Origin of the sequence: Sphingobacterium yanglingense, from assembly GCF_004363245.1 — a bacterium.
In the GTDB taxonomy this organism is placed as follows: domain Bacteria; phylum Bacteroidota; class Bacteroidia; order Sphingobacteriales; family Sphingobacteriaceae; genus Sphingobacterium; species Sphingobacterium yanglingense.
The window spans coordinates 219,730-232,664 of record NZ_SNYV01000017.1 but is presented as its reverse complement, the minus strand read 5'-3'; the positions used below and the strand labels follow the sequence as shown (position 1 = coordinate 232,664).

Annotated in this window: 10 protein-coding genes; 1 reads left to right on the top strand and 9 read right to left on the bottom strand. The window is 39.4% G+C overall.

The genetic code is table 11. The features are described from left to right. Window position 1 precedes the first annotated feature (1 nt). On the bottom strand, window positions 2-1,654 hold the full coding sequence (gene ggt, locus CLV99_RS19035) for a gamma-glutamyltransferase (protein ID WP_133586241.1): 1,653 nt from the start codon (window positions 1,652-1,654) through the stop codon (window positions 2-4). Between the two features lie 203 nt (window positions 1,655-1,857). Between ggt and CLV99_RS19030 the strand changes: the two genes are divergently transcribed. Then, window positions 1,858-2,616: an endonuclease/exonuclease/phosphatase family protein gene (locus CLV99_RS19030; protein WP_133586100.1), complete on the top strand. Its 759-nt coding sequence runs from the start codon at window positions 1,858-1,860 to the stop codon at window positions 2,614-2,616. A gap of 10 nt (window positions 2,617-2,626) precedes the next feature. Here the strand turns inward: CLV99_RS19030 and CLV99_RS19025 are convergent, their stop codons facing one another. The 8 genes from CLV99_RS19025 to CLV99_RS18990 all read right to left on the bottom strand — a co-directional run bounded on the left by CLV99_RS19025 (window position 2,627) and on the right by CLV99_RS18990 (window position 12,913). After that, entirely contained in the window at window positions 2,627-2,953 is a 327-nt protein-coding gene (locus CLV99_RS19025; RefSeq protein WP_133586099.1) for a nucleotide pyrophosphohydrolase, read from the bottom strand. 106 nt (window positions 2,954-3,059) lie between these two features. Beyond that, window positions 3,060-3,518, bottom strand: a complete 459-nt coding sequence (gene dtd, locus CLV99_RS19020) for a D-aminoacyl-tRNA deacylase (protein WP_133586098.1) — start codon at window positions 3,516-3,518, stop codon at window positions 3,060-3,062. 100 nt (window positions 3,519-3,618) lie between these two features. Further along, on the bottom strand, window positions 3,619-4,704 hold the full coding sequence (locus tag CLV99_RS19015) for a TlpA disulfide reductase family protein (RefSeq protein WP_133586097.1): 1,086 nt from the start codon (window positions 4,702-4,704) through the stop codon (window positions 3,619-3,621). After that, complete coding sequence (locus tag CLV99_RS19010; RefSeq protein WP_162850163.1) at window positions 4,704-5,816, bottom strand: TlpA disulfide reductase family protein; 1,113 nt, start codon at window positions 5,814-5,816, stop codon at window positions 4,704-4,706. The genes CLV99_RS19015 and CLV99_RS19010 overlap by 1 nt, the downstream gene beginning before the upstream one ends. A 14-nt stretch (window positions 5,817-5,830) precedes the next feature. Then, window positions 5,831-7,339, bottom strand: a complete 1,509-nt coding sequence (locus CLV99_RS19005; RefSeq protein WP_133586095.1) for a PKD-like family lipoprotein — start codon at window positions 7,337-7,339, stop codon at window positions 5,831-5,833. 10 nt (window positions 7,340-7,349) lie between these two features. Continuing rightward, window positions 7,350-8,117 (bottom strand): DUF4843 domain-containing protein, encoded by a 768-nt coding sequence (locus CLV99_RS19000; RefSeq protein WP_133586094.1) that lies wholly within the window; start codon window positions 8,115-8,117, stop codon window positions 7,350-7,352. A gap of 11 nt (window positions 8,118-8,128) precedes the next feature. Continuing rightward, on the bottom strand, window positions 8,129-9,568 hold the full coding sequence (locus CLV99_RS18995; RefSeq protein ID WP_133586093.1) for a RagB/SusD family nutrient uptake outer membrane protein: 1,440 nt from the start codon (window positions 9,566-9,568) through the stop codon (window positions 8,129-8,131). A gap of 12 nt (window positions 9,569-9,580) precedes the next feature. Continuing rightward, entirely contained in the window at window positions 9,581-12,913 is a 3,333-nt protein-coding gene (locus CLV99_RS18990) for a SusC/RagA family TonB-linked outer membrane protein (RefSeq protein WP_133586092.1), read from the bottom strand. Between the last annotated feature and the right edge of the window lie 22 nt (window positions 12,914-12,935).

The window sequence follows — 12,935 nt, the reverse complement described above, 5'->3', positions numbered from 1 at the left end:
ATTAATAGCCCATAGCCTTATCATCGCCTCTAGGATCTGCTCCTGTTTGTAGATGCCCATTAGGCAGTACTACAATATTCTCTACGCGTCCTATCGCACCGCGTTTATTGATTTTGTATCCATCTTGTTCTAAGCTAGCACGGGTTTTTGTGTCAATTGCTTGTTCCTCAACGTCGATATAATCCGGTTTCCATTGGTGGTGAAAACGTGCCGCACTTACCGATTCCTGCGCGGTCATATCGAACTCTAGTACATTCAGGATAGTCTGCAATACCGAAGTGATGATGGTCGATCCCCCGGGAGTACCTACCACCATCCTTAGCTTTCCATCTTTTTCTACAATGGTGGGAGTCATAGCCGAGAGCATACGTTTGCCTGGTTCTATGGCATTTGCTTTCCCCCCTAATAGGCCATACATATTTGGCGAACCTGGTTTTACGGAGAAGTCATCCATCTCATTGTTTAATAAAAAACCTGCACCGTCGACCCATACACAAGATCCATATGATCCGTTTATCGTGGTAGTAAGAGAAACAGCATTTCCATCTTTGTCAACGATGCTGAAATGGGTTGTTTCTTCGGATTCATATCCCGGGAATATACTTGCTTTAATCTGTTCGCTATCTGTTGCTTTGGCTAATGAAACTCTAGCCATTCTATTTTTATTGAAAGTTGCATCCGTAAGCTCAGCTACAGGGACTTTATAGTAGTCGGGGTCTCCCAAATGGGTCGCACGGTCTGCGTAGACTCTGCGTTCCGCTTCAACAATAGCACGCACTGTGCTATCGGATTGGAATCCCCACTGTTTTAAAGGATAATTCTCTACGGATTGTAACAACGCTAGTAAGGCTATCCCGCCGCTTGATGGAGGAGGCATCGAGATGATTTTGTTATTTTTATAATAACCTACTATAGGAGTACGCCAAATAGCTTGGTAATCCTCGAGATCGTTGTAAGAGATGATACCATTTCCTCGTTTCATCTCAGCTACGATATAGTCGGCAGTTGGACCTTTGTAAAAGCCGTCACGACCGTGTTGGGCAATACGTTCTATGGTCTCCGCTAGCTGTACTTGAACAAATAGGTCACCTTCTTTCCATTCCGTCTCTTTGATGATGGCGGCTCCTTGTTGGTTGTGCCGTTGGAACCTTTCTTTGTAGCGATTGAATTCGCCCGCTTGTTGAGCCGTAATAGGGAATCCTTCCTTTGCTAGGCGTATTGCTGGAGCTAACAGTTCTTTCCAGGGTAAGCTACCCTGTTTTTTGTAGGCCTCGTCCATTCCTGCCACTGATCCAGGGACACCAGCTGCCAGTTGACCATATAGGCTCAGATCTACTATAGGGTTATTGTCTTTGTCTAGATACATGTCTCTGCTAGCATTAGCAGGTGCTTTTTCGCGGAAATCTAACGCTGCTACTTCTCCATTTTTGTCACGGTATACCATAAAGCCTCCTCCTCCTATGTTTCCTGCATTGGGGTACACTACAGCTAGTGTAAATTGGACTGCAATAGCAGCATCTATTGCGTTACCTCCCTTTTGTAATATCTCTACCCCTACAGCTGAGGCCAGGGGATGGGCTGTAACTACAGCTCCGTTTTTGAAAGTTTGTGTATCTTGATTATGAGTGCGCTGTGGCGTACTGCAACCTACCATGGTGTAGGAAACGACTACAAATAGCCAAAGATGTTTGATCATAATGTATGGGTTTGTTTATTTGTGTTGTTTTTAATATTTCTTATACCTATTTCTTGTTGATGCGATTAATCTAATATGTTGGTTATTGCTTAGCTCTTCGGTTTGAAATTAGTTTAGTCTTTCCAACTAAAGATAACTATATTCACATAAATTATCGAATTATGCGCTATTTAGTTACCCTTCTATTCCTACTTACTGTCTTTTTTCTGCAAGCTCAGACGGTGAAAATTTTAACTTACAATATTCATCATGCTAATCCACCTTCAAAGCCAGGTGTTATTGATTTAGAGGCTATTGCAGAGGTTATTAAGCAAGCTGATGCGGATGTAATCGGGATTCAGGAAGTCGATGTCAATGTGTCGCGTTCAGGAAACATCGACCAAGCTAAGCGATTGGCCGAGCTGACTAATACAAACTATTTTTTTTCTAAAGGAATTGATTTGGAAAAAGGAGAATATGGAGTACTTATATTGACAAAGCATAAAATAGAGGATCAACGTCGTTTTGATTTACCAATGCCTGTGAAGAGTGAAAACCGTTCGGTGGCCATCGTGGATATCGTGTTGGCAAATGGAAAGAAAATCTCCTTAGCCAATACACATTTAGATCTTAAAGAGGAGAATAGAATTGCACAAACCCAGTTTATTAATGATCTAGCTGTAAATTATACTAATCCATTATTCTTGGTGGGAGATCTGAATGCTTCGTCAGATTCTAAAGCTATTCAGGCTTTAGAAAAGTATTTTGTACGGAACACAAAAAGTAATAAACCAACTTTTCCAAATGTTGGGGCAAAGGAAGAAATCGATTATATTCTGATTTCTAATCCGACTAAGTTTAAATGGAAGAAGTATGAAGTCATCAACGCTTCTTATCCATCGGATCATTTGCCTTTATATGCAGAGATTGAGTTAAAGTAGATTAGTTGATCTACTTTAACTTTTCATTGTTTTTATGGCGCTCGGCATCCCGCATGTTCTTTTTGTCTAGATTTTTTTCTAAAGCTTCCGTTAGATCTATTCCTGTTTGATTGGCCAAGCATATCAGTACAAAAAGTACATCTGCCATCTCGTCGGCTAGGTTGACCTCTTTATCTGATTTTTTGAAAGATTGTTCGCCATATTGTCTCGCCATAATGCGTGCCACTTCACCGACTTCTTCCATAAGCATGGCAGTATTTGTCAGTTCATTAAAATAACGTACGCCAGTGGTAGTAATCCACTTATCTACTATTTCCTGTGCTTCTTTGATTGTCATTGTTTTTAGATTTTAGTATTGAGATATGAGTATTGAGATGTGCGTATAGAGATGATCGTAATTTTTTGTACTGATGTCTCATATTTCAAATCTGACATCTTATTCTTTAATAATTATCCTTGTCTTTGGTATTCATCATGATGGTGACGGGACCATCGTTAAGGAGATCGATTTTCATATCGGCACCAAATATTCCCAGTTGCACCTCTTTGTTTAGTAATAAAGAAAGGTGTTTGGCCATTTCTAGATACATGGGTTCTGCTTTACCCGGTTTTGCTGCTCGTATAAACGATGGACGGTTTCCTTTTTTTGTCTGTGCAAAGAGGGTAAATTGAGAAATGAATAGAATGTTTCCATCGATATCCTGTATGGATTTATTCATCAGTCCTTGCTCGTCACTGAAGATCCGCAGGTTGACTAGCTTCTGGGATAACCATTCGATATCCTGCTGTCCGTCCTCCTCTTCAATACCTATCAATACTAATAGACCATTTTCTATTTTCCCCGTTATCTTTCCATCTACAGTGCATGAAGCCTGTGTCACCCGTTGTATTACTGCGCGCATGGGTTAAAATTAAAAAATAAAATAGGAGCAAGCAATTTAGTGGAGTATAAAAAAGGTTGCCCATTATGATGTGGGCAACCTAAATATATGGAAAAATGAGTTACTGTAGCAAGTCTTCTATTGTCTTTAACATTGCTTCTCCTCGGAGATTGTCCGCAATTATTTTACCTTGGGGATCTATTAATATGATCCTCGGTACACCTTGTACATAGTAATCAGTTGCGGTTGGGCTATTCCAACCTTGTAAATCACTAATACTGATCCATGGATATTGTTGTTGCTGAAGGTCTTTAATCCAAAGATCTTTTTTTGTATCCATAGAGATGTTAATTACTGTTAGTTTTCCTTGATGCTGTTGATGTGCTTTTAAAACAAATGGCTCTTCTTTTTTACACCAATAGCACCAAGATGCACCGAAGTCGAGAAGTACATATCGACCTCTGTAATCGGTAAGGTTGTGTGTGTGTCCTGTAGTGTCTACCAATGAAAAGAGAGGAGCCTCTCTGCCCGGTGCTAGACGTATACGCCTTTGGTAGTCGGTAAACATATTTTTGTAGTAGGTGCTGGAATGAAGCTCTGCCGAAAATTGATTCAAGAGCTCTCCCTTGTCTGCTAAAGGTAGGTATTTGTAAAAACCATAGAATACAGATATACCGGTAAGAGAGTTAAAAAATGAGCTGTTTTCTTTCAGATCATTTTTTACTCTCTCTTTCGCAAGCTCTGCCTGTGTTTCCCAGTTTTCTACTGTACGGGCGTCATTTTGTAATATAGCCTGTTCTTTTTGCCCCAAGGCATGCGTCCATTGTCGAAATGCCGCACCAGGTTTGTGGGTCATTTGTGATAGGAGCATGTTCTCATCATCTTCTATATGCCATTGTTTCCGATCGAGGTCAATATTTATATCGATTTTTTCGGTGTCCGAGCCGATAAATACCGGATGACTAAGTGCGCCTATTTTGAGGTTAAGCGTTTGTGCTTCGGCAAGCTTACCTCTTATTTCAAATCCTCCGTGTCGCACTATGCTAGAGTCTATGATCTCGTATTTTCCAATTTCGTTGTAGCTAAGGGTGACGGTGCTATTGTCTCCGTTGACTACACTCCCCTTTATAGAGAACGATATTTTTTCTTGTGCCTTGATTGTTATACTAATAAGGATTAGAGATAACAGTACTAATGATTTGTGCATTACTTTCTTTTTATCAGTTCTTCTTCAAGTTTAATATGAAGGTTTTCACCTTTTAGATCTTTTGCGAGGATGATACCGTTAGGGTCGATCAATAAGGAGAATGGAACTCCTTTTACATTGTATTTTTGTACCACTGGTGATTGCCATCCTATTAGATCTCCCCAATGATGCCACGGCAACCCATCCATTTCTATGGCTTTTTTCCAAGCTTCTATCTTATTATCTAAGGATACTGCGATAACTGTAAACCCCTTGTCTTTGAACCGCTCGTAAGCTTTAACTACATTTGGATTTTCCATTCTGCATGGTGTGCACCAACTTGCCCAGAAGTCAAGGAGAACATATTGCCCTCTGTACTTGCTCAATTGTTGGGGGCTGCCATTGATATCGGGTAAAGTAAAATCTGGCGCTTCTGCTCCTACTGCGATTCCCTGATAGAAATCTACTCGGTCTTGAAGAGTTTGAAGATATGTACTGTTAGAGCCCTTGGCAGCGCTAATGAAATTCTCTATTTCTTTTAGATCCCCCTCTTCACCATAGTGAGTGGCGTATATAAACTGTGCTGCTGCATTATCCGCATGTTCAAATAGGACCTTTTTAAAGTCGGCTTTTTGCTTGTTTCTAAATTGTAACAATTTATCCAAGACAGGTTGGCTAGTTTTAGAATCTTTGACATATGCTTCATTAAAGATCTTGGTCTCGGCTTCATCTGCGTGTCTGTTTTTTTCTTGTTCTGTAGTCAAATATTGATAAAGACTATCGCTTTTAGAGCCTGTTATTTCTCCCTTAGATATATTGACGCTACTTTCAGTAAGAATAAATTCTCCCGGTTCTATAAAAAAATATCGACTAGACCCTTTACCGAGTTTAAAGAGTACATATTCCGGGCTTTCACAACGACCTGTTAGCTTAAATTCTCCATTTCGTACCTGTGTAGAATCGGTTAATATTTGTGTTCCATCTCTAAATCGAATGAGGTATAACATGTCATTAGAGACATTTTGAAGCTTCCCTTTGAAAACAAAGGCTTGCGAAGTTTGGGCAAATGATTTGGAGCATAATGCATAATTTGTTCCTACTAATGTTAGCAACGTTATTAGAAGCTTTATCATTTTTTTTTGTATTATTAATTCCATCTCTCTCTATATGTTACATCTATTATTTTAGGGAAGCCATCATACTGATTTTTTAAAATGAGGTCTCTATTGATAGTAGGAACCTCATATAGTAGTAAAGAGGCAGATGCCTCTTGGCTTTGTGATGGAGCATTGATCCCAACGATAAGTTGTTGGTCTAACTCCTTGTACGCTGGCTTATAGTATTTACCAGTCGATGTAAAGGTGTTAAATTTTAATAAAGTCACTTTTTTATTTCCATAGTCTGCCATTTTCTTAGCCATGCGCAGGTTCATATCATATTCGTAGATTGCTCCCCCCTTAGCAAAGAAGATGTAGCCTAGCGTGGGATGCACGGCAAAATGCGTCGCTCCTTGTATTTCGCTGCTGTAAATTTTGTCATAATAGGTCTGCGAAATGTTTGAGTTACCTATATTAAAACGATACAGGTAATGTTGATTGTCATTGTCCCTCATGATAGCAAAGTTGTCGGCATTATTGAATGCGCTGTTGCTTAGGTGTAAAAGCTCTTTGTTGGTGGTGTAAGAGAAAAGTGATCCATCTGGTATGGTTGAGCACCTAGTTGCTTTATTCCCTAATTTTAAAAAACGTTTGGCATCTGTATCAAAAACTACTGCATTTACTGAATAGGTGTTTGAGCCGTAGGCCACAAAAGGCGCAGCTCTAAATGCTTTTCCTTGGTCATCTCTATTTTTAGGAGCAGTAAAGATATCCTCGTCTATAGGATCTTTAAAGTATAGATTTCCTTTGTTAGTAATGAGAAATTCACTAAAAAAGTCGACTGTTACTATTTTCGCAGGATTGTTGTCGGGGGTATTATCTAGCATTTCGTATTTGAAATCTTGATCTGGACTCCAAGTGAAAAAAGCTGGATTAACTCTATGGGCGGACTGTGCTCCAATAATCATAATATTCTCCCAAGCTCCCATACTGTTGCAATATTGAATACTACGAGGTGCGTCTATCTCTCTTACTTCAGTCTTTTCCAATACATTTTGGATTAATGTATAAGTGCTTCCGTTACCTTTTAATGAAACCATCCCTAGTTTACCTTTACCATTTTGTTCGGTCAGTACCATCCAGCCTTCATAGGTTGCCGTATTGACTTTTATTTCGGCCTTTTGTTCATAGATGGTGTTATTTGTCATATTCTTGACTTTGAAATAGATGTCATAGGTCGCTGGTAAAAGTTCTACGCGATATACAAGATCTTTTTCAAGACCTAATATCTTTTTTTCAGAGCCTATACCTGAGGCTTTGGGGATAGCACTCCACTCATAACTGAGGCCTTTAGCATCCAACTCCTCTTTAGAAAAAGATATCCTGGGAGATATTTTTAAGGTATCCATCAGGTATTCGGCCTCGTAAGAAGTAGCCATGTCGCTGATTTGTATGTTATTCAGTGTGATGTAGTTGTAGTTTCCAATATCCTTACTACAAGAAAGGATTAGGCTAACCAGGCAGGATATGCCTAATATAATTATGCTTATTTTTTTCATTTCCTGTGTCTTAATTTATGTAGTGTCCCATGACCATCAGTGAATTATCCTCATCTAATATTGGAGTGTCTTTAGCAGTCATCATATCTAGGTGTTCTTTTGTCACTGTCCCAACGTAACGCATCTGCGCCACACTTAGATAGCCCGTTAACTTGGCTAGCCCGAATCCTGTTAATTCGCTCATAAGATTTAGCTTCTTTCGGGAAAACTGCCCCCAGTAGTAGTATTTGGTATTCCAGGTAGGGGGCTCACTAATGATATCATTGAATGCGATGCAGTGTTGTGTATAGCTTACGTCTTCCTTTGCGTTATTTGTAGAATTCCACATGTTTAGCGAGAAGAATTCATTTTCTTCAAGTTTGATGACAAGAAAAAGATCCTTCTGTTGGAGTGTTTGGGTTCTACGAAGGATTACAGGAATGTTAATTTCCACTTTTCCAGGTTCAATAAGGTATTTTTCTAGTAAGGGTTCGAAATCTATTCCTTCTTGCGCTGTACTTTTTTGCTTGTCTACTCGAGCTGTAATATATCTTATATCCGTAGATGATAAGCCTGATATTTTCGTTCTCAGTTGGATTGTGCTGTCTTTTACGTTTTCCTGAGCAAATGCAAAAGTAATTTGAGTGGTGTCTATAAGTTCGGCGAGACCAAGTTTTGGACTGAACATTTCAAAATAAACAGTAGAGGCACTCGAGAAGACTGGGATGTCCTTTTGACAGCTAATGCATAGTATAGAAATTCCAAAAATAAGACCTATATATGTTTTAATCTTTTTCATTGTTATTGTTGTTAATTACGGTACCTGGTTTCGCTTTCGGGAAGAGGAATAACATATTTGCTTGCAGACATACTTATGTTATTTACACTTTTACCATCCGGTATAGTGGTTTTTCCTATTCGTTTAAAGAAGAAGAAAAGCTGGCCTTCGCCGTAAAATTCTTTGGTGTATTCTTTTTCTATTTCTAATTGCTTTTGTTCGTTATTTAAACCACTTAGTGAAACAAGTCCTCTGGCGTTGCGGATTGTATTGAGAAATTTAAGACCTTCGTTTGGATCTTTATGACTTTCGGCTACGATATAATACATCTCACTCAATCGGATTATCGGTATCCGATTGTTAAAGTTTAACCTAGAGTCTTCTACGTTTTTATACTTCGCAAATACTCGTGCGTCTTCACTACCATCTTTAGAAATCCAGATTGGAGTGTAGCGAAAATCATTTTGATTTTTTTCAAATACATTTTCCAACCTTTTGGGGAGCGGAGCAAGTATATTCTTGGCGTCAAGTTCTGGTGTAAAATAGGCTAGATGCGCCTGCTGTCTCTGTGGTGCTTGAAGAGAGAATAGTATCTCGGTGGAGAATATTCTGTCCGGATTCTTGCTGGACCCCATGATATTGCTCGTTTTAATAAAAGGGAACCATTTTGCTCCTTGATTTATTACAGTAGTGGCGCAGGCATAAGCCTGCTGTTTGTCTCCAGCATACAGTTGTACCCGCGCGAGCAATCCTAATGTGGCAAAGTAGTTTAATCGGAGTGTTCTATAACGTCTCTGTAAGTCTCCCCCAAGTTGGCTTTCGCTGTATAGGGGCCCTTCCGTAATTATTGGATCTTCTTTCAGTAACTCCACCGCGGAATTCAAATCTGTAACTATGTTTTCAATGACTTTATCAAATGACAACATAGGAGCTGCCTTTCTGTTGTTTTCAGTGTAGTAGGGGATGGCTTCTAGTTGGCTCCCCGATGTAGGCATAGGACCAAAAAGACGCAGTAGATCAAAATGGAGCATAGCACGTAAAGCTAAAGCCTCACCTTTTATTAGTGCATAATCCGTATTGGTCGTAAAAAGAGTTTTTCTTTTTTCAATCTGTTCAAGGATGTTATTTGTGCTTGAGATTTGAAAGTAGGCTTTACCCCAAATGTTTTCCATGCTAGATTTTACAGTTTCTTGCTGAAAAGCATAGTTTGCAATAGCAAACAAAGTATGTTCTTGATGGACATTATACCTTTGAGCCAAAATTTCAGTGATGGTCATTGTCCAGGCAGCTCCATAGGAATCATTATTTGTTAGATCGGTATAAATACCATTCAATGCGGTATAAAACCCTTTGACGGATTGAAAAAGTTGATCTTCTGTGCTCCGATCATCCGGGTTTACAGTAAGCCATTTTTTACAGGATGAAGTAAAAACGATTAAACTTATTAAAAGTATATTTTTCAGAAGCTTCATGTCAATTACGATTTAGAATGTTAGATTTAATGAAAAGGAGATCGAACGAGCAAATGGATAATCGATACCTCTTTCCGCTCTGATGGTTGATTGATGAAAAAAATCATTAAAATATAGTCTCATATTTAAGTTATTGATATTTAGTTTTTCAATCCATCCATTATGAACAGTATATCCTATAGAAAAAGATTCTCCAAGGATACTATTATCATCTTGCACAAAGCGTGAAGACATAGGAGTATTATCTGTTAGTGATATTCCTCGGAAGGGAGCTAGATCTCCCGGTTGTTTCCAGCGGTCATAAAATGCTCTTTTGTCCTGGTTGCTTTTTAATCCTTCTGTACTTATATTTTCCACCTTATCAAATAATGCTTGATTAAACTGTTGTCCTCCCAGCCTATACCTGAGGTATACCGAAAGGTTGAAGTCTTTATAATAGAACGTATTGCCGAATACACCTTCCCATTTAGGCATCGTATTACCGACTACAATTTCATCCATATAGTCGTGTTTGAAGGTCTGTTCGCCACTTTTTTTCAAAAAGGTCTCCTTTCCAGTGAGCGGGTCTATTCCCAGAGATGGTACGGCCCAGATGGAAGAAGGGCTTCCGCCATCATAGTATCGGGTAAGATTTAATCCCTTATTCTCGTCGTTCATGCTTTTGAGCGCTTGTTCGAGGTTGCTGAATTTGGCCTTTTCTGCTCTTCCAGTCAAGCTTATTGTCCAGTTGATTCGTTCGTTCGGTTTATAGATTGGAGAATAACTGATCATACCACTGACTCCCTCATTGGTTTGTGTCCCAAAGTTGGTGGTTAGCGTCGGAAAGCCCATGGAAACGGGGGTGTTGATGATTGCTAATAGAGGATCAGTTCGCTTATTATAGGCATCAAAGTTTATCCGTAATCTATTTTGTAGGATTACAGCGTCGAAACCAATATTCTTATCTAGCGTTTTTTGCCATTTCAATTCTGGATTTCCTAATGCTTCGATCACTGCACCAACACCGAAATTGTTGATGACATTGGTATTATACGTATAAGTTGTGAGGGCTTGATAAGCATTGAAGTTTTGATTTCCTGGATTCCCTATGGATGCTCTTATTTTTAAAAGATCAAATACTTCGCTATTTTTTAACCATTTTTCTTGGTGCATATTCCAGGCAAGTCCGAGTGACCAAGTTTGTGTGAAAAGCTGAGTTGAACCAAAGATGGAAGAACCATCAGCCCGGTAGCTGAAGTCCATCAGATAACGGTTGTTATAGGAATAACCTAGGTTAGTAAAAAAGCTCGTAGCCCGTGAGACACTAGTCCGGTATTCGGGTTTGCTGTTTTGTAGATAGGTGTTTGCAAATGCCGGAGAGCCTGCAATACCTTCAGGAAAGCCGACTGCTGTGAAGGCTTTCCTTCTCTGGTTAGATTCCATAAAGTTCCAACCAGCGACACCGTTAATGAGGTGGTGGTGGTTGAAGTTTTTTCCATAAATAGCAGCAATTTCTCCTTCATAGGACCAGGTGTCGGTTCTACCATTGTCATATCGTCCTTTTAGGTTTTGCGCTGTCCGGTCAAAGCGGGTATCTTCGGGAGATATAAAAGCCTCCCGCTCTAATGTGCCTTTATTTAATCCTGTACGAGCTCTTAGTTTTAATGCTTGGTCATATTGCCATTCTGCCATGAAATTATTTCGGAACCCTGTAAAGTTTTGTTCATCTTTATTTCCTAAAATTGCATTCCACATCGGATTTGAAACCAGGTATTCTTGTCCTTGATAGTCTTTGGATACTTCTAGGTAACGGTCTATACCTCCGTTCTCATTGGATTTTCTATAATAGGGATTAGTTCTAGAAAAGGAAGCAAATGCTCCGTAAGGGGATTCTGTAGATTTATAATATTGTATAGCCGTTTTGTTGTAAAAGTTTAATCTTCCTTTACGGTATGTTAAATCAGTGTTGCCTTCGGTTGTGTTTCTTCCAGATCCCTTCATAACACCATTTAGCTCTTTATGACTTAATCCTACACCAAAGCGGAAAGATTCGCTTCCTCCTTCGGCATATAAATTATGTCCATGAGTGATGACGTTTCTTACAGGTTCATTAAGCCAGTAAGTGTCGACTCCACGTGCCACTTCTTTCTGACGTTGATTGTATAGACTGTCTAAGTATTGTTGACCCTGAGGGGCAGTAGCAGCTGCCAGATAGCTATATCTGCCGGCTAATTTTTCAAAATCCAATTTCTCCTGAGCATTCATGAGGTTGTAACTTGAAAAATCGGCCCCAGTGAAACTAAGGTCTGAAGAATAGGTTAGCCTTAGCTCACCAGCCTGTGGTGCTTTGGTTTCGATAACAATCACTCCGTTGGCAGCTCGCGACCCATAAATAGCTGTAGAAGCGGCATCCTTTAGAATGGTTAGACTTTCTACTCTATTCATATTGAGGTCCATGACTGTACGCAGAGGTACTTCAAAGCCATCCAAGATAAAAAGCGGTTGGTTGGGGTCGGCACCGAATTGTTCTTTTAATCCAACGATACTGCTTTTGCCTCGGATCTCTAGATCTGGTAACCTATTGGGGTCAGAACCAAATCGGTTATTCTCCACCATATTGAAGGTGGGGTCAAGGGTCCTTAAACTTTGGATAATGTTGGCATTGCCGACATTTTTTAACTCTTGTCTACTGTATCTACTTGTTGCCCCTGTAAAACTGTCTTTATTTCTGGTATATATACCGGTAACAACGACATCCTGTACTTCCTCAGTGGCTTCGGTCAGTATTATCTTTAGATGAGCCATTCCAAGACGTACAGCGATTACGCTTTTTTTGTGACCTAGATAACTGACTAGTATAGAATCATTGGCTAGTTGCTGTTTTAACTGGAATGTACCGTCAGTAAGGGTGCTACTTGCATTACCTTCTTTCAGTAGCTTTACGGATGCTCCTGCTATGGGTTTTCCCTCTTTATTCATTACGATTCCCCGGAGAATAGACTCCTGTTGTTGAACCTGGATTGCTGCAATGCCTGGGTTCTTGGGGACAATGGTGATAATACGGTTATTTAAACTATAGGTAAATGGTTGGTCTTGAAATAACTCATCCAAGAGTTGTTTCAATGAAACATTATGAGCATTTAGGGTTACTGGTTTTGCTTGGTTAATAAGTTGGTCGTTAAGAACAAAATTATAACCTGTTTGTTTTCTGATTTCTTTTAATACGTCTGTGATCCTTGCGTTCCTTTTGGTTAAGGTAATGTTTTGTGCGAAGACATGTAATGTCAATAGCATTAGCAATAGAATGACAGGGATGTTCCTATAAGGGAACTTCTGATTATTGATTTTAACGTGTACTTTTTTCATTGCAACATGATTACATGTTTAA

Excerpts from the sequence above, each read along its gene's own strand:
- ggt (WP_133586241.1), bottom strand. The coding sequence starts at position 1,654 with ATGGTAGGTTGCAGTACGCCACAGCGCACTCATAATCAAGATACACAA.
- CLV99_RS19030 (WP_133586100.1), top strand. The coding sequence starts at position 1,858 with ATGCGCTATTTAGTTACCCTTCTATTCCTACTTACTGTCTTTTTTCTG.
- CLV99_RS19025 (WP_133586099.1), bottom strand. The coding sequence starts at position 2,953 with ATGACAATCAAAGAAGCACAGGAAATAGTAGATAAGTGGATTACTACC.
- dtd (WP_133586098.1), bottom strand. The coding sequence starts at position 3,518 with ATGCGCGCAGTAATACAACGGGTGACACAGGCTTCATGCACTGTAGAT.
- CLV99_RS19015 (WP_133586097.1), bottom strand. The coding sequence starts at position 4,704 with ATGCACAAATCATTAGTACTGTTATCTCTAATCCTTATTAGTATAACA.
- CLV99_RS19010 (WP_162850163.1), bottom strand. The coding sequence starts at position 5,816 with ATGATAAAGCTTCTAATAACGTTGCTAACATTAGTAGGAACAAATTAT.
- CLV99_RS19005 (WP_133586095.1), bottom strand. The coding sequence starts at position 7,339 with ATGAAAAAAATAAGCATAATTATATTAGGCATATCCTGCCTGGTTAGC.
- CLV99_RS19000 (WP_133586094.1), bottom strand. The coding sequence starts at position 8,117 with ATGAAAAAGATTAAAACATATATAGGTCTTATTTTTGGAATTTCTATA.
- CLV99_RS18995 (WP_133586093.1), bottom strand. The coding sequence starts at position 9,568 with ATGAAGCTTCTGAAAAATATACTTTTAATAAGTTTAATCGTTTTTACT.
- CLV99_RS18990 (WP_133586092.1), bottom strand. The coding sequence starts at position 12,913 with ATGAAAAAAGTACACGTTAAAATCAATAATCAGAAGTTCCCTTATAGG.